This is a genomic window from Microbacterium sp. SY138 (genome assembly GCF_039729145.1).
Taxonomy (GTDB): domain Bacteria; phylum Actinomycetota; class Actinomycetes; order Actinomycetales; family Microbacteriaceae; genus Microbacterium; species Microbacterium maritypicum_A.
The window spans coordinates 161,429-176,358 of the sequence record NZ_CP155793.1 but is presented as its reverse complement, the minus strand read 5'-3'; the positions used below and the strand labels follow the sequence as shown (position 1 = coordinate 176,358).

General features: G+C 68.6%; 13 protein-coding genes. 3 read left to right on the top strand and 10 right to left on the bottom strand.

Annotation, left to right across the window (positions count from 1 at the left end):
* From ABDC25_RS00835 to ABDC25_RS00810, 6 genes are read right to left on the bottom strand one after another with little or no spacing between them, the layout of a single operon-like run.
* Complete coding sequence (locus tag ABDC25_RS00835; protein WP_021200162.1) at positions 1-855, bottom strand: ATP-binding cassette domain-containing protein; 855 nt, start codon at positions 853-855, stop codon at positions 1-3.
* Positions 852-1,646, bottom strand: coding sequence for an ABC transporter ATP-binding protein (locus ABDC25_RS00830; protein WP_021200161.1), 795 nt, complete (start codon positions 1,644-1,646; stop codon positions 852-854). The genes ABDC25_RS00835 and ABDC25_RS00830 overlap by 4 nt, the downstream gene beginning before the upstream one ends.
* A gap of 3 nt (positions 1,647-1,649) precedes the next feature.
* Complete coding sequence (locus tag ABDC25_RS00825; protein WP_021200160.1) at positions 1,650-2,498, bottom strand: ABC transporter permease; 849 nt, start codon at positions 2,496-2,498, stop codon at positions 1,650-1,652.
* Positions 2,495-3,445 (bottom strand): ABC transporter permease, encoded by a 951-nt coding sequence (locus ABDC25_RS00820; RefSeq protein WP_029258835.1) that lies wholly within the window; start codon positions 3,443-3,445, stop codon positions 2,495-2,497. Before ABDC25_RS00820 ends, ABDC25_RS00825 begins: the two co-directional genes overlap by 4 nt.
* Before the next feature lie 5 nt (positions 3,446-3,450).
* Positions 3,451-5,094 carry an ABC transporter substrate-binding protein gene (locus ABDC25_RS00815; protein ID WP_347124323.1) on the bottom strand — a complete coding sequence of 548 codons (1,644 nt, stop codon included), beginning with the start codon at positions 5,092-5,094 and terminating at the stop codon, positions 3,451-3,453.
* Positions 5,095-5,128: 34 nt separating this feature from the next.
* A complete protein-coding gene (locus tag ABDC25_RS00810; RefSeq protein WP_021200157.1) occupies positions 5,129-6,313 on the bottom strand; it encodes a C45 family peptidase in 1,185 nt (394 codons plus the stop codon).
* 103 nt (positions 6,314-6,416) lie between these two features.
* Between ABDC25_RS00810 and ABDC25_RS00805 the strand changes: the two genes are divergently transcribed.
* The gene (locus ABDC25_RS00805; protein WP_021200156.1) at positions 6,417-7,304 is read left to right on the top strand and encodes a MurR/RpiR family transcriptional regulator; all 888 of its coding nucleotides are present in this window, start codon (positions 6,417-6,419) and stop codon (positions 7,302-7,304) included.
* Between the two features lie 97 nt (positions 7,305-7,401).
* Here ABDC25_RS00805 and ABDC25_RS00800 read toward each other — a convergent pair whose 3' ends face one another.
* From ABDC25_RS00800 to ABDC25_RS00785, 4 genes are all read right to left on the bottom strand, one after another.
* On the bottom strand, positions 7,402-8,310 hold the full coding sequence (locus tag ABDC25_RS00800; RefSeq protein ID WP_347124320.1) for a glycine betaine ABC transporter substrate-binding protein: 909 nt from the start codon (positions 8,308-8,310) through the stop codon (positions 7,402-7,404).
* Positions 8,311-8,362: 52 nt separating this feature from the next.
* Positions 8,363-9,358, bottom strand: coding sequence for a proline/glycine betaine ABC transporter permease (locus tag ABDC25_RS00795; protein ID WP_021200154.1), 996 nt, complete (start codon positions 9,356-9,358; stop codon positions 8,363-8,365).
* Positions 9,358-10,659, bottom strand: a complete 1,302-nt coding sequence (locus tag ABDC25_RS00790; protein WP_021200153.1) for a betaine/proline/choline family ABC transporter ATP-binding protein — start codon at positions 10,657-10,659, stop codon at positions 9,358-9,360. Before ABDC25_RS00790 ends, ABDC25_RS00795 begins: the two co-directional genes overlap by 1 nt.
* A gap of 353 nt (positions 10,660-11,012) precedes the next feature.
* Positions 11,013-12,224 carry a methyltransferase gene (locus tag ABDC25_RS00785; RefSeq protein ID WP_347124318.1) on the bottom strand — a complete coding sequence of 404 codons (1,212 nt, stop codon included), beginning with the start codon at positions 12,222-12,224 and terminating at the stop codon, positions 11,013-11,015.
* Positions 12,225-12,314: 90 nt separating this feature from the next.
* Here ABDC25_RS00785 and ABDC25_RS00780 point away from each other — a divergent pair, with 90 nt between their 5' ends.
* Together ABDC25_RS00780 and ABDC25_RS00775 are read left to right on the top strand one after the other, a co-directional pair.
* Positions 12,315-13,307 (top strand): ABC transporter ATP-binding protein, encoded by a 993-nt coding sequence (locus tag ABDC25_RS00780; protein ID WP_021200151.1) that lies wholly within the window; start codon positions 12,315-12,317, stop codon positions 13,305-13,307.
* Positions 13,307-14,929 (top strand): polyketide antibiotic transporter, encoded by a 1,623-nt coding sequence (locus tag ABDC25_RS00775; protein WP_347124315.1) that lies wholly within the window; start codon positions 13,307-13,309, stop codon positions 14,927-14,929. The genes ABDC25_RS00780 and ABDC25_RS00775 overlap by 1 nt, the downstream gene beginning before the upstream one ends.
* Position 14,930 lies beyond the last annotated feature (1 nt).

Sequence of the window (14,930 nt, the reverse complement as noted above, 5' to 3'; positions counted from 1 at the left end):
CTACCTCCGGTCGCCCCGACCGACGACCTCCATGCGTTGCGTGAAGGTCATCCGGTCCTGCACGACCCGCTCCGGGTCCCACCCCGGGCCGGGCGTCGAGGCGATGAGGAGCTGCGAGTACGGGTGTTGCGGGCTTCGCAGCACCTGGCCGGTCTCTCCCTGTTCGACCACCGTGCCGCGGAACAGCACGAGCACGCGGGAGCAGAGCTCGCGGATGACGGCGAGGTCGTGACTGACGAACAGATAGCTCACCCCCGACTCGCGCTGGATCTCGGCGAGGAGTTCGAGCACCTGCGCCTGCACGGAGACATCGAGTGCGGACACGGCCTCGTCGAGCACGACGAGGCGCGGAGACACCGCCAGTGCGCGCGCGATCGCGACGCGCTGCCGCTGACCGCCGGACAGCTCATGCGGCTTCGCGTCGGCGTGCCGCTCGGTCAGCCGCACGCGATCCAGCAGCTCTCCGATCGTGCGGTCGATGTGCGCGCCCGCCCCCTGTTCCCGCAGACGCAGGGTGCGCCGCAACGCCTCGCGCACGGTCAGCCGTCGATCGAGCGAACCGTTCGGGTCCTGGAACACCATCTGCACCGCACGAGCCCTCGCACGGCGCTCGGCTCCGCCGCGCGGCCTGCTCAGGCGGTCGACACCGTCGATCACCGCCGACCCCGCGTCGGCGCGTTCCAGACCGACGAGGATCCGAGCGATCGTCGACTTGCCCGAACCCGATTCACCGACGAGGCCGAGCGCCTCACCCGATTCGATGGCGAAGCTCACGTTGTTCACCGCGACGACGCGCTCGGCTCCCGGACCCATCCGAAAGGCCCGATACAGCTCGGAGACCTCCACCAGACTCATGACGCCTCCTTCGTGTCGAGCACCGGGGCCGCGGCGATCAGCGAGAGCGTGTACGGATGGACGGCGTCCGCGAACAGGCCCGGTGTCGTCAGCGTCTCGACGATCTCGCCCTGCCGGAGCACATGGATCCGATCGCAGATCGCTCCGGCGAGCGCCAGGTCGTGGGTGATGAAGAGCATGCCGAGACCACGGTCGCGGATCTGCCGTTGGAAGATCGCGATGATCTCGGCCTGCGTCGTCACGTCGAGCGCACTCGTCGCCTCATCGGCGAGCAGGAGCGCGGGATCGGTGCTCAGTGCGCAAGCGATGACCACGCGCTGGAGCATGCCGCCCGAGAGCTCATGCGGGTACTGTCGCATTCTCCGCTCCGGGTGGGTGAGTCCCACCGCGGCGAGGAGCTGGACGATATGCGCCTCGGCGCGACCTCGTCGCCAGCCGTGCACGCGGACGAGTCGTTCGGTGAGCGAGTCCCCGATGCGCCGCACCGGATTGAGCGCGGCGCGCGGATCCTGCTGCACCAGCGAGACGGAATCGGAGCGCACTCGGCGCCGGGTGCTCCCATCGGCGGCGACCATCTGGGTGCCGTCGACGCGGATGCTCCCCTCGATCGACGCCTCATCGCCGTAGAGCGCGAGGACGGCGCGAGCCGTCGTGGACTTGCCCGAGCCCGACTCTCCCACGAGTCCGACGAGCTCACCGCGGTCCACCGTGAGGCTGACACCGGCGAGGATCCGAACCGCGTCGTCTCCTTCGCCGAAGGCCAGGTCAAGGTCCTGGATGTCGAGGAGCATCTTTCATCCCTTCGCAAGCAGTCGGTCGGCCACGCGCACCCCGGCGACGTTCACCGCGATGACGACGATGGCGATGGCGGCACCGGGGACGAGCGTGGGAAGGAACTCCCCCTGGATGATTCCGGGTTGCCCCTCCTGGACCATCAGGCCCCACTCCGAGCTCGGAGGCTGCGCCCCGAACCCGAGAAAGCTGAGCGTCGCGAGACTCATGAGGGCTTCGCCGAAGAGGACGACGAGATACCCGACGAGCGGAGGGAGCAGGTTCGGGATGACTCCGCGCACGCAGATCGTCAGGCCGCCGAGCCCCTGAACCCGGTACGCGTCGATGTAGGGCCGCGTCATCTCGCTCAGGGCCAGGCTGCGCGTGTACTTCGCGATGACCGGCGCGTATGCGAGCGCGAGCGCCACGATCGCCGTGGCCGGCCCCTTGCCGAACACGGCGATGACCAGCACGACGAAGAGCAGCCCGGGGAACGCGAACATCACGTCGGTCGCGCGGGCCAGGACCGTATCGATCCATCCGCCCCGCCACGCCGCCAGGACACCGATCGCCACTCCGAGCACGGTGGCGAGCGCGAGCAGCACCACCGGCCCGACGAGCGTTTCACCCGCTCCGATGAGGAGCCGGGAGAAGAGGTCGCGTCCGAGCTGGTCCGTGCCGAGCAGGTGCTGTGCGCTCGGCCCTTCCCAGATAGCGGCGAAGTCGACGCTGTCGGCCTGGTAGGGGGCGAGGAGCGGGGCGAACGCGGCCGCCGCCGCGATGAGTGCGAGGAGGCCGCAGGAGATCCAGAAACCGAGGTCGGATCCGGACCGCCGACGGCGGCGCACCCGCGGGAGGATCACGGAGGTCATGCGGACACCGTCCTTCGTCGGATACGGGGGTCGAGCACGGGAAGGAGCAGATCGACGATCGTCGTGACGATCATGTAGGCCACGACCATGAACAGGAGCACCGCCTGCACCACCGGGAAGTCGTGCGTGTTGATCGCGTCGACGAGGAGCGAGCCGACGCCGGAGATCCCGAACACCGTCTCGACCGCGACCGTTCCGGCGATCATGCTCGCGATGACGAGTGCGACCATGGTGATGATGGGTCCCCAGGCCCCGCGCAGGACGTGATCGCGCACGATGTACCGCTCGCGGAGACCCGAGGCACGGGCGGCCTCGACGTGCTCCGAGGAGAACTGCTCGATCATGGACTGTCGTGTCACTCGGCTCACGATGGCGAGCGCGGTGATGGCGAGGGTGAGTGCCGGGAGCGTGAGCGCATACAGACGATCGAGTCCAGCGGAACCCGCACCTGCCACGGGGAACCATCGCAGTTCCACGGCGAAGAACGCGACGAAGGCGATTCCCAGCACGAAGGAGGGGATGCTCGCGGCGAGAGTCGTGAATCCGATGATGGCGGTATCGGCCGCCTTTCCTCGGCGCACGGCCGCGACGATGCCGAGGCCGATGCCGACGACGGTGAGCACGACGGCCGCGTAGGCGACGAGCGACAGGGTGATGGGCACCCTCGCCGCCAGGAGCGCGCTCACGGGCTGGTGGTACTGGAACGACTGTCCGAAGTCGCCGGTGAGGACTCCGGAGGCCCAGTGCCAGTACTGGACGAGCATCGGCTCGTCCAGGTGGTACTGGGCCCGGACGCTCGCGATCCGCTCCGGGGTCAGGTTCTCGGGGTTGCCGATGAGGAACGTGACCGGGTCACCCGGCGCTGCGTACATCGCAGCGAAGATGATGAAGGAGGCGATCACCAGCGTGAAGACCATGCCGGCGAGCTTGCGGAGCGCGAATGGCATCGTGCCTACCCCTTCGCGCTGCCGAGATCGACGGCCCACGGGTAGTAGATGAACGCCGCAGAGGCGGGGACACCCGTCACCGTCTTCGACATGATGAGCGTCGACGGCGTCGCGACGACCGGGATCCACACCGCGTGCTCCACCCAGCGCTTCTGCAGCTCTGTCGTGATCTCGGCGCGCTCGACGTCATCGGTCGCGGCGTAGCCCTCGTCCACCAGCGCATCGTATTCCGGGTCGGAGAAGACGCCGAAGTTCACGCTCGCATCGGACGCGCCGTTCTTGTAGAAGCCGAGGGGGTCGTTCTTCGAGATGTAGTACTCGTCGGGCCACAGATCGGCCTGGCCTCGGAGGTCGGGGTCGGAGTAGAAGTCGCCGTACTGCACCTGCGGGATCACGGTGATCTCCGCCTCGAGCCCGATCGATTGCGCCGCGGCGACCAGCGCATTCGCGATCACGTTGTGTGTCGAGGAGCCGTTCGAGGCGACGACGATCGGGGCGGAAGGGGCGCCGGCCTCGGCGATCAGGTCCTTGGCCGCCGCGAGATCGGCCTCGCTCGGCTTCGCGGGCGCGCCCTCGAGGGCGTCGTAGGCCTGCTCGAAGGTGTCGACCTCGTATCCCCATGCTCCCGAGCCGACGGGTGTCTTCCATGGCTGGGCGAGACCGCCGAAGGCAGCCGTGGCGACGCCGGTCCGGTCGAGGGCGAGCGAGAGGGCCTGCCGGATGCGCTCATCCGTCAGTGCGCCGCGATCGGTCGTCTCGAGCACCCATGCGTTCGTCGACGGGCCTTGATACACGGACACATCGGCGCTCCCGATGAAACTCCGGGCGGCGCCGGCGTTCTCGAGGAACGACCCCTGGGCCTCGCCCGTCGTGACCGAGTTGGCTATCGCGGTCTCGTCGGCCCATCGGAAGACGACCTCGTCCGTGAGGGCATCGACGTCGGAGTTCCAGTACTCGGGGAACCTGGTGATGGTGAGCTGCGACCCCGCGTCCCACGACGTCACCTGGTACGGCCCGCTGCACGCGGAGGCGGAGCCGGGGCTGCCGAAGTCCTCCCCTTCGGCTTCGATGACGCGCGGGTTCCAGACGATACCGCCGTCGCCCGCCATCGCCTGGAGCAGGATCGCATCCGGCTGGGCTGTCGTGACGGTGATCTGGTCGGCGCCGGTCTGCTCGATCGAGACCACGTTCCGGTACTCGTCGGATTCGGCGGCACCGTCCTCGGAGTGGCGCTGCATGCTCCACACGACGTCCGCCGTGCTCACGGGGCTGCCGTCGTGGAACAGCGCCCCCTGCCTGATGGTGAAGACGAGATGGGTGTCGTCGGTCCACTCGGCGTCCGATGCCAGCCCGGGGCCGAGGGTCAGGTCGGGCTGCACCTGCATGAGCCGGTCGCAGACGTTCGCGAGAACCGTGTCGTCGGCGGTGGTCGCATCGATGTCGGCATCGAGTGTCGTCGGCTCTCCGCCGAGCATCCACGTCACGCTCTCGAGCGGGCCGGAGGCGGCGGGTGTCGTCGCGCCGAAAGGCACGTCGAGCGCGGCGTCGCCGTCTTCGCCCTTCGAGCCCGAACTGCAGCCGGCGAGCACGAATGCCGAGGCGGCGAGCACGCCGATCGTCACGGTGATGGGGTGATGCTGCTTCTTCATTGAACGCTATCTCCTCGGGTTCTCAATCTGTCGGTCAGGGGGAGGGGAGTTCGACGTGCGGGCCGTCGTAGAGGTTCCAGGGCAGCACCTCGTACTCGGTCTCGCAGGGGAATCCGTTCGCGACGCGGTACTCGCCGGTGGTGAGGTCGACACAGCTCGAGAGGAGCGTCGACCACTGCTTCACCGAGGGGGAGTCGGGATGCGGATGCGTGCAGACACCCTCGGGGAAGCCGAGGTGATCCGACATCGCCTCACGCACGAGCGCGTAGCTCTGTTCGGGGTTCTCCGCACGCGCGACCGCCGCCAGCCCGGCCTGGACACGCGGCAGACGAAGCAGCGAATCCGCTGCCACCGGAAGGTAGGACCCGGCGAGCTGCGGCGGCACGGACGCCTGGAAGTGGTTGGTGTGCGCGATCACGCCGCGTTCGGGATAGATCCAGTCCACGCCGCTCGGCGTGGTCTCGAGGTCGATGCCGAATCCGCTGCGGTCGGCGAGGAGCGCATTGCTCGCGATATGGGGACGGGTCTTGACCAGCATCCTGAGCGCGCTCGCGATATCGCCCTGATCGAGCACGAGTCGGCGTATCAGGGTCTGCGGCACGCCGACCGCCGCTCCGAAGCTCCCCCCGAGCCCGTTGGCGTTCAACGAGATGCCGGCGGAGTTGGCACCGTGGCGTCCCACCTGCCCGGCTTCCACCTGCATGATCACCGTGGGAAGCGGATCCTGCACGACGCGGACGATGAGGGTCGTTCCCGCGGTGCGCGTGCGCCAGTCCCAGTTCTGCCCGACGAGCGTGTGCCCGGTGCCGCTGCCCTCACCCGTCAGGAAGAACGACGTGCATCCGTCGACGGCGTCGTCGCGCTCGTCGTCGGCGGCACGGGCCGTGGTGCTCGTGACTCGCGACGGTCCCTGGTGGTCGTAGACGAACTCGCCGCGCACGTTCAGCGTGACGATCTCGGCGAAGGCGACACCCGCCCCCTCCGCGATCCCCCGCATCTCCTCGACGAGGTGCGGCGCGATCTGCTCGCTGATCGGAACCCATCGCGAGACGGAATCCGTGATCGCGGCCCAGCTCATGCCGGTCTGCTGGGTCAGCGCTTCCGTGTAGTACTCGATCGAGCCGGCGATGAGGTCGGCGGCGGCCTCGCCGTATCGGCGCCCGCGCTCGCGGGGCGCCCCACTGATCTCGATCGTGCGGATCGGTGTCATGGCCGCCATGTGACCTCCCTGTCAGGTGCGCCTGTTGCGCAATGTGGTTGCACCCGAGATGATTGAATCATCCGTTACGGATGATGCGCCTCTCGAACAGAATGATACAGCAATGGAACCGTTTGTAACAAGCGATACAGAGAACCCCGCGCTCTCCGGCCTCCGCGCGCGCATCGCCAGGACGTGGAACGATCTCTCGAAATCCGAACGTGCCGTCTGCCGCGTGCTCTCATCGACGTCAGCCGAGCACATCCTCTATGCGAGCGCCGCCGAACTGGGCACCCAGAGCGGCACCTCGAACGCCTCCGTCGTGCGCACCCTGCAGAAGCTCGGATACTCGGGCCTCTCACATCTGAAGCAGGAGGTGGCCGCTCCGTTCTCGAGCAGCGTCTCGCCCGAGGTGCGCCTCAAGACCCGCATCGAGCACATCGGCCAGGATCTCGCCCGCATCCAGCAGGAGACCTGGGATGAGGCGGCGTCGCTCATCGAACTCGCCCGCAGCTCGAACGACGACGACGCGTATTCCGCCGCCATCACGCTGCTCATGCGCGCCGAGAGCATCTATTGCTACGGCCTCGGCGCCTCCGGGATCGCCGCCGAGAACCTCGCACTGCGCCTACGACGCACGGGACTCTCCACTCGACGGCTCAGCACCGACGGATTCCGTCTCGCAGACGAGGTCCTGAACCTCGGGGCGAAGGACGTCCTCGTCATCTTCGCGCCTGGACGGGTCACCCGCGACATCGATGTGCTCCTGGACCACGCGCAGTTGATGGGCGCCGGCGTCATCCTCGTGACCGACGAGCTCCACGAGAGGCTCTCCTCCCGTGTCGACGCGATCCTGACCGCACCGCACACCCCCACAGGGCTGACCTCCGAGAGCCTCTCGGCGATCCTGATCTCGGACGTGCTGGTCCAGGGCATCTCCGCCGTCGCCCCCGATGCGGCACTGCGTTCTTCGCAGCTGCTCAACGACGTTCGGGCACGACTGGGCTACTGAGCCCCCACGCAGAAGCTCCGGTCGCCCTTCCTGTCGCCCGGCGGACCGGGAAGCGGCAGGAAGTGCGACCGGAGCACACCTCTGAGACGGGTTCGCGTCAGCTGGTGACGGCCCAGTCGAACTGGTCGCCGTACTCCTTCAGCCACGCGTCGACCGCGTCGGCTTCCTTGCCCTCGCCGTACTCGTTCACCACGAGGTCTTCGAGTGCGCCGTACTGCGCGTCGTCGAGCTTGATCTTCTCGATCAGCTCAGCGGCATCGGGGAACTCCTCCGCGAAGCCCTTGGTGCCCAGGAAGTGCAGGCCCTCGGCCTTGCCCATGGCGCCCTTCGGGTCTTCGAGGTCCTTCACGGGGAAGGCATCGTTGGCCCAGAACGGACGCCACAGCGTCACGACGATGTCCTCCTGCTTGTCGGTCGCGGTCTTCAGCTCGGTGAGCATGGCCGCGGTCGACGAGGTCACGAGTTCGTACTCGCTGTCGAGTCCGTACTCGGGCATCATCTTCTGGGTCTGGGCGGTGAGACCCGCGCCCGGCTCGATGCCGTAGATCTTGCCGTCGAACTCGGCACCCTTGCCCATGAGGTCCTCGATCGAGGTGAGCTCGGAGTACTCGGGCACGGCGAGCGTGAGCTTGGCATTCTCGTAGTACTTGCCCAGATCCTCGATGTCGTCGCCGTACTTCTCCATGTACGAGGCGTGGGTGAGTTCGGGCCACGCCGACGGGTACATGTCGACGTCACCCTGCGCGAGTCCGGTGTAGAGCGGTCCCGCCTCGGTGAGCGTCTTCATCTCGACCGTGTAGCCGATCTTCTCGAGCTGGTCCTGCAGCAGGTATGCGGTGCTGAGGCCGTCGGTCCACGAGGGCAGGAAGCCCAGCGTGATCGTGCCCTTGTCATCGGCCGAGCCGTCGCCGCCGCCCGTACCGCCGGCGCCGTCGCCGCTGCATCCGGCGAGGGTGAGCGCCGCTGCGGCACCGAGCGCTGTGATTGCGAGGATCTTCTTCTTCATGTGATTTCTCTCTCTTGCGTTCCGTATGGGTGTTGTTTCGTAGGGGTGTGAGTCAGTGCACTCCGCCACCGACGGCGTTGCGTCGCGGAGCGACTTCGGCACGTTCCGCCGCAGCCGCGGCATCCTGCTGCTCGATGACCTCGGGAGCGGGAGCGGATGCTGTTCCGCCACCGTTCGGAGTGCGTCGACGCTCGATCATGCCGAGCAGCGACGACCGGTTCTCGCCCGGCGCGCCCAGCGCCGCGGTGACGCGGTCGAGGAAGACCGCGATCAGCACGACGCCGAGGCCGGCCTCCACGCCCTTCGGGATGTTGATCGTCGAGATCGCCTCGACGACCATCTTCCCGAGACCGTCCGCGCCGGCCATACCGGCGATGACCGCCATCGACAGGGCGAGCATGATGACCTGGTTGACGCCGGCCATGATGGTCGGCATCGCGAGCGGCAGCTGGATACCGCGCAGGATCTGGCCGGGCTTCGCACCGAAGGCCTGTCCCGCCTCGACGGTCTCGGAGTCGACGCCACGGATGCCGAGCTCGGTCAGGCGCACGCCCGGAGGCAGCGCGAAGATCACGGTGGCCACCAGGCCCGGCACCACGCCGATGCCGAAGAACACGATCGCGGGGATCAGGTACACGAACGCCGGCATGGTCTGCATGAAGTCGAGCACGGGCTTGAGCACCGCGCGCACCGTGGCGTTGCGCGCCGACCAGATGCCGAGCGGCACGGCGATCAGTACCGCGATCACGGCGGCGACGAGCACCAAGGCGAGAGTCTGCATGGCGGGGACCCAGAGGTCCATCCCCACGATCAGCGCGAACGACACGATCGTGCCGATCGCGAGCTGCCACGAGCGCACGACCCAGGCGATGAGTGCGGCGATCACGATGATGACCACGAAGTTCGGGGCGAGGAGCGCTCGGGTGAGGCCGTCGACGAGGAAGCTCATCACGAACGAGATCACATCGAGCAGGCCGTCGAGGTTGTCCTTGATCCAGTCGACAGCGGACTCGATCCAGGTTCCGATGGGAATGCGGAAGCCATCCATCAGCGCACCTCCTCCGTGGTCGGGGCGTCGACCGGGTCGGCGGTCCACCCGTCATCGAGCACGGCATCGATCTCGGCCTGGGGCATCGGCATCATCGGCAGGGTGATCTCCTCGGTCGCGCCGGGCCCGGGGCCGAGGGCGGCGAGCAGGGTGACGCGCGGGATCACACCCACGAGACGGCCGTCGGCGTCGATCACGGCGAGCGGCAGCGGAGACTCGACGGCGGGGACGAAGAGGTTCATCAGCACGTCGTCCTCGCGCACGCTCTGCAGCACGGGCTTGATGATCGAATCGAGGGTGGTCGCGCCGTTGCGCACGAGCTTGACCGCATCCCGGTCGGTCACGACGCCCACGAGCTGCCGGTCGCGGCCGACGACGTAGGTGGCCGACATGTACGCGTCGCGCATCTGCCGCAGCGCCGTGCGGGGGCCGGCGGTGTGCGGCACGACGGGGCGCGGGCGCTCCATCACGTTCGCGGCGGTGAGCACGCGAGCGCGGTCGACGTCCTGCACGAACTGCTCGACGTAGTCGTTGGCCGGGTCCATCAGGATGTCCTCCGGCGTGCCGATCTGCACGATACGGCCGTCGCGCATGACCGCGATGCGGTCGCCCAGGAACATGGCCTCGTTCAGGTCGTGGGTGATGAAGACGATCGTCTTCTGCAGCTTCTGCTGCAGTTCGAGCAGCTGCTCCTGCATCTCGCGGCGGATCAGCGGGTCGAGGGCACTGAACGCCTCGTCCATCAACAGGATGTCGCTGTCGGCGGCGAGCGCACGGGCGATGCCCACGCGCTGCTGCATTCCGCCGGAGAGTTCGGAGGGGAGCTTCTCGCCCTGGCCCTCGAGGCCGACCAGGGAGAGGATCTCCTCCGCCTTGGCCAGACGCTCGGCCTTGGGAGTGCCCTTGAGCTCGAGCGGGTAGGCGACGTTCGCGGCGACCGAGCGGTGCGGCAGCAGTGCGAAGTGCTGGAACACCATCGAGATGCGGTCACGACGGATCTCGCGGAGCCTCGATGACGGGATGCCGGTGATCGGGTCGCCGTTGACGGTGACGGTGCCGTCGGTGACGTCGTGCAGACCGTTGAGCATGCGGATGATGGTGGACTTGCCCGATCCGGACAGCCCCATGATGACGAAGATCTCACCGCGGTTGACGGTGAAGCTGGCGTCGATGACCGCCGCGGTACCGGCATCCGCGACGGCGGCACGGCTCTCACCGGCTTTCAGTCGACGGACGGCGGTGTTCGGATTCTTACCGAAAACCTTGTACAGATGGCGCGCTTCGAGAGCGATTTCGGACACGTTTCCCCCGCGGCTCGCCTTCGGGTGGCTGAGCCTGCTTCGGTTACGCCCGGGTGAGGCTCTCGGGGCCGTTCGACGTGTTCGCTGTGGCGGCACAGACGGCGGATTTCGGATCCGCCGCGATAGAGCATCGACCGTACGTCCACGCCTCTTCGCAGCACAGCTCATCGAAAGAAGGACGTGGTCGCGGACTGGTCTTCGGGCCGTCAGGCCCACGTTCCAACGTAACGAAATGGCCGATCAGGGGCAAATCCTGGGTCCGCGGCGCGCTCGGGTTTCCGTCGCTGACCGGGGAATTGCACGGGTATTCAACAATCCCTCCGCGTGGCTGGCGGCAGGCCGGAATCGCCCTCTCAGGAGCTGCGGATGCTGCGTGTCACGGTGAACTTCGGTGTACGTTCCACCTGCACCGTCGCACCGACCAGCCGGGTGAGTTCGGGGCGGTACGCGAGCGAAGAGTTGTAGACGGTGAAGAGTTCGCCGCCCGGTCGGAGCAGGCGTGCCGCGGCCTCGAACAGGCGGGTCGCCGCCCCCGTGTGGATGCTCGCGCCGAGGTGGAACGGCGGGTTCAGCAGGATCACGTCGAAGGAGGCGTCCGGCAGCTCGGAGGCCGCGTCGTCATGGGTGACCGTGACCCGGTCGGCGACGCCGTTCGCGGCGACCGTCGCCTGCGCGGATGCCACAGCGGCGGCGGATCGGTCGGTCGCCGTCACACGCGCATCGGGGTGAGCGAGCGCGTACGACACGGCGAGCGCTCCCGTGCCGCAGCCGAGATCGAGCACGCGTGGCGCGGCGGCCGGCGGCTGAGCACGGAGTGCGTCGAGCAGCACACGCGTGCCGATGTCGAGGCGCGCGCCCGCGAAGGCTCCGCCATGGGCGACCAAGATCAGCCCGTCATGCTGCGCGGTCACGGGGTACGGCGGATCGACGGGGACCGGCAGGGCTTCCGACGCCACGATCAGACGCGACTTCCGCTCGGCGCGTTGGGGCTGAACCCGCGCGAAGCTGCGTCCCAGCACCTCGTTCTGCGTGAGGGTCATGTGCTTCACCCGCCCTCCGGCGACGAGCACCACGTCGGGAGCCGCCCAGCGGGCGACCGCATCCGCGATCTCCTCGAGCTCCGCGAGCGCCTTCGGCAGCTGCAGCAGCACCAGTTTCGCGCCGGTGAGCAGTTCGGCATCGAGCTCGCGGGGGCGGAACGGTTCGTCGAAACCCAGACCATCCGACTTACCCTCGGCGTGTTGCGGGGCGACGCGCCGCACCGGGGCGCCCTCGTCTCCGTTTCGGCCGTCCGCGACGGCGAGTCCGAGCTCCTCGGCGTTGCGCAGCAGAGCCCGCCGACCGGTCGCGAGGTCCTGATGCACGCGGATGCCGTGTCTCCCGGCGGCGACGAGAGCGAGGGTGATCGCACCGTACTCGTCGCCGATGACCACGGTCTCGGAGCCGGCGACATCGAGCGCGAGCGCCCGTTCGACGAGCAGCAGATCGGTCGCGTCATGAGCCTGGAGGTTGTCCGCCTCGACGTCGGGCCAGCGGCGCAGGCGGCTGTAGGGGAACTCCGGCACCAGCCCACTGTACGCGGCGGCCGTAAGGATTTCGCATGCGTTGTTTTCGCCCGATTCACAAGTTTGTGAATCGGGCGTACGCTCCCGCGCATGACCACCGTCATCACCACCCGGAACCTCACCAAGCACTACGGCCACGTGCACGCTCTCGACGGCCTCGACCTCACGGTCGAACACGGCCAGGTGCACGGCTTCCTCGGCCCGAACGGTGCGGGCAAGTCGACCACCATCCGCGTCCTCCTCGGCCTCGCGCGGCGCACCGGGGGCGAGACGACCGTGTTCGGTGAGGACCCCTGGAATCGCGCGGTCGAGCTGCATCGACGCATCGCGTACGTTCCCGGTGACGTCAGCGTCTGGCCCAACCTGTCGGGAGGTGAGGCCGTCGATCTGCTCGCCCGGCTGCGGGGAGCGCACACCAAGGACCCCGCCTACCAGCACGAGAAGAAGCGGCTGATGGACGCGTTCCAGTTCGATCCGCGCAAGAAGGGCCGCGCCTACTCGAAGGGAAACCGGCAGAAGGTCGCCCTCATCGCGGCGTTCGCGGTGCCCGCCGACCTCTACATCCTCGACGAGCCCACCAGTGGCCTCGATCCCCTGATGGCGGTCATCTTCCAGCGCGAGGTCGCCCGTGCGCATGCGAACGGTGCGACCGTGCTGCTGTCGAGCCACATCATGAGTGAGGTCGAGCAGTTGTGCGACCGGGTGTCGATCATCCGCGCCGGCCGCATCGTCGAGACCGGCACGCTCACGGAGCTGCGGCACCTCACGCGCAGTGACGTGTCGTTCACCCCCTCCGGAGCCACCCTCGAGCAGGTCGCCCGCATCCCGGATGTGCACAGCCCGGAGCAGCAGGGCGACCGCATCCGCCTCGCCGTCGACAGCGACCGCACGGCCACCGTGCTTCCCGCGCTCGCGGCCCTCGGCATCAGCGACCTGCGCGTCGCGCCGCCTTCGCTCGAGGAGCTGTTCCTGCGCCACTACGGCGATGACCTCGCGACGCTCGAGGCCGCGGAGGACGGTCGGACGGACGACGCGAGCCCCTCCACCCGCCGCGAGCGGCGTGCGCAGAAGGAGCGTGCGTGATGAGCGCCTTCGGAGTGCTGCTCCGACAGCGGCTGCGGCGTGACCGGCTGCAGCTGACCCTGTGGATCGTCGGCACGGCGCTGATGGCGTTCGCGGGGTACGCCGGTGTCAGCCAGTCGTACGCCACCCTCGCCGACCGGCAGAACATCCTGGCCGCGGCGCTCGCGAACCCGGTGATCCTGATGTTCCGCGGCCTCCCCTCCGGCACATCCGAGGGCGCCTTCCTCGCCTTCGAGGTGCTGCCGTGGCTGGCGCTGCTCGCCGCGCTCATGAGCACGTTCCTCGCCGTGCGGCACACCCGCGGCGATGAGGAGGCCGGGCGCGCCGAGCTCGTGTGGGCGACTCCGGCCGGACGCCGCCTGCCGACGATCGCCACCATCGTGCACGGCATCCTGGCGAACGTCGTGCTGGCCGCGCTCACAGCGCTCGCGCTGGTCGCCACCGGACTCCCGGCGGGAGGATCGCTCCTCACCGGAGCTGCGGCCGCGTCGTGCGGCATCGCATTCCTCGGCATCGGCCTGCTGGCCGCACAGTTCATGCGCACCTCGCGCGGGGCGAACTCCCTGACGGTCTGGGTGCTCGTGGCGACGTTCCTGATCCGCGGCATCGGCAACGCGGCAGGAACCCCGAGCGATGACCTCACGAGCATGACGAGCGCCTGGCCCGCCTGGCTCTCCCCCTTCGGCTGGGTCGAGCAGACCCGCCCGTACGACACCGATATCGTCTGGCCGATGCTGCTCGGGCTCGGTTTCGGGTTCGTGCTCGCCGGTGCCGCCGTCGCCCTGCAGTCGCTGCGCGACATCGATGCCGGTTTCGTCGCGGAGCGCCTCGGCCGGGTCTCGGCACGACCGACCCTCGCCTCGCCCCATGCCCTGGCGTGGCGGCTCACCTCCGGCTCGATCGTGGGCTGGGCGATCGGAGGCGCCATCACGGGTATCCTCGCCACCACGCTGAGCGGGCTGGTCGACCAGATCTCGGGCGAGAATCCGGCCGTCGCCGACATCCTGAAGAAGATCGGAGGCGCGACGGGCGGACTCGACGAGGTCGTCGTCACGGTGTTCTTCACCCTGCTCGGGATCCTGGCCGCGTGCTGTGCCGTACAGACGGTGGTGCGCGCGCGACAGGAGGAGGCCCATGGCACCGCCGAGGCCGTGCTCGCCACCCCGGTCGGTCGCGTGCGCTGGCTCGCCGACTTCGTGATCGTCGGGATCGTCGCGGTGCTGATCGTGGTCGCCGCCGCGGTGCTCGCCGGCTGGGCGGGTGTCTGGTCGAACGGCGGCGACGCGTCGCTCTACCGCATCGTCGCGGTGGCCGGGCTCGGCCAGGCGGTCGCGGCCTCGATCTTCGCGGTGCTCACTGCGCTGGTGTTCGTGCTCCTCCCCCGGGCGACGACAGCGGTGGCGTGGAGCCTCGTGCTGCTCGCGGCCCTGCTCGGCATGTTCGGCCCCCTGTTCGGTCTGCCGGAATGGAGTGCGAACCTCTCCCCGTTCGCCGTGACCCCCGTGGTGGACGGCAGCGGCGTGGACGTGCGCGGCCTCTGGTGGCTGATGCTCGCGCTGGCCGCTGGAGCTGCAGGATCCCTGGCCCTGATGAGGCGGCGCGAACTCGCCCCCGGAGCATAGG

What these genes read in the sequence shown, in the direction of transcription:
- ABDC25_RS00830 (WP_021200161.1), bottom strand. Translation starts at nt 1,646, where the DNA reads ATGCTCCTCGACATCCAGGACCTTGACCTGGCCTTCGGCGAAGGAGAC.
- ABDC25_RS00825 (WP_021200160.1), bottom strand. Translation starts at nt 2,498, where the DNA reads ATGACCTCCGTGATCCTCCCGCGGGTGCGCCGCCGTCGGCGGTCCGGA.
- ABDC25_RS00800 (WP_347124320.1), bottom strand. Translation starts at nt 8,310, where the DNA reads ATGAAGAAGAAGATCCTCGCAATCACAGCGCTCGGTGCCGCAGCGGCG.
- ABDC25_RS00835 (WP_021200162.1), bottom strand. Translation starts at nt 855, where the DNA reads ATGAGTCTGGTGGAGGTCTCCGAGCTGTATCGGGCCTTTCGGATGGGT.
- ABDC25_RS00810 (WP_021200157.1), bottom strand. Translation starts at nt 6,313, where the DNA reads ATGGCGGCCATGACACCGATCCGCACGATCGAGATCAGTGGGGCGCCC.
- ABDC25_RS00815 (WP_347124323.1), bottom strand. Translation starts at nt 5,094, where the DNA reads ATGAAGAAGCAGCATCACCCCATCACCGTGACGATCGGCGTGCTCGCC.
- ABDC25_RS00820 (WP_029258835.1), bottom strand. Translation starts at nt 3,445, where the DNA reads ATGCCATTCGCGCTCCGCAAGCTCGCCGGCATGGTCTTCACGCTGGTG.
- ABDC25_RS00795 (WP_021200154.1), bottom strand. Translation starts at nt 9,358, where the DNA reads ATGGATGGCTTCCGCATTCCCATCGGAACCTGGATCGAGTCCGCTGTC.
- ABDC25_RS00805 (WP_021200156.1), top strand. Translation starts at nt 6,417, where the DNA reads ATGGAACCGTTTGTAACAAGCGATACAGAGAACCCCGCGCTCTCCGGC.
- ABDC25_RS00775 (WP_347124315.1), top strand. Translation starts at nt 13,307, where the DNA reads ATGAGCGCCTTCGGAGTGCTGCTCCGACAGCGGCTGCGGCGTGACCGG.
- ABDC25_RS00780 (WP_021200151.1), top strand. Translation starts at nt 12,315, where the DNA reads ATGACCACCGTCATCACCACCCGGAACCTCACCAAGCACTACGGCCAC.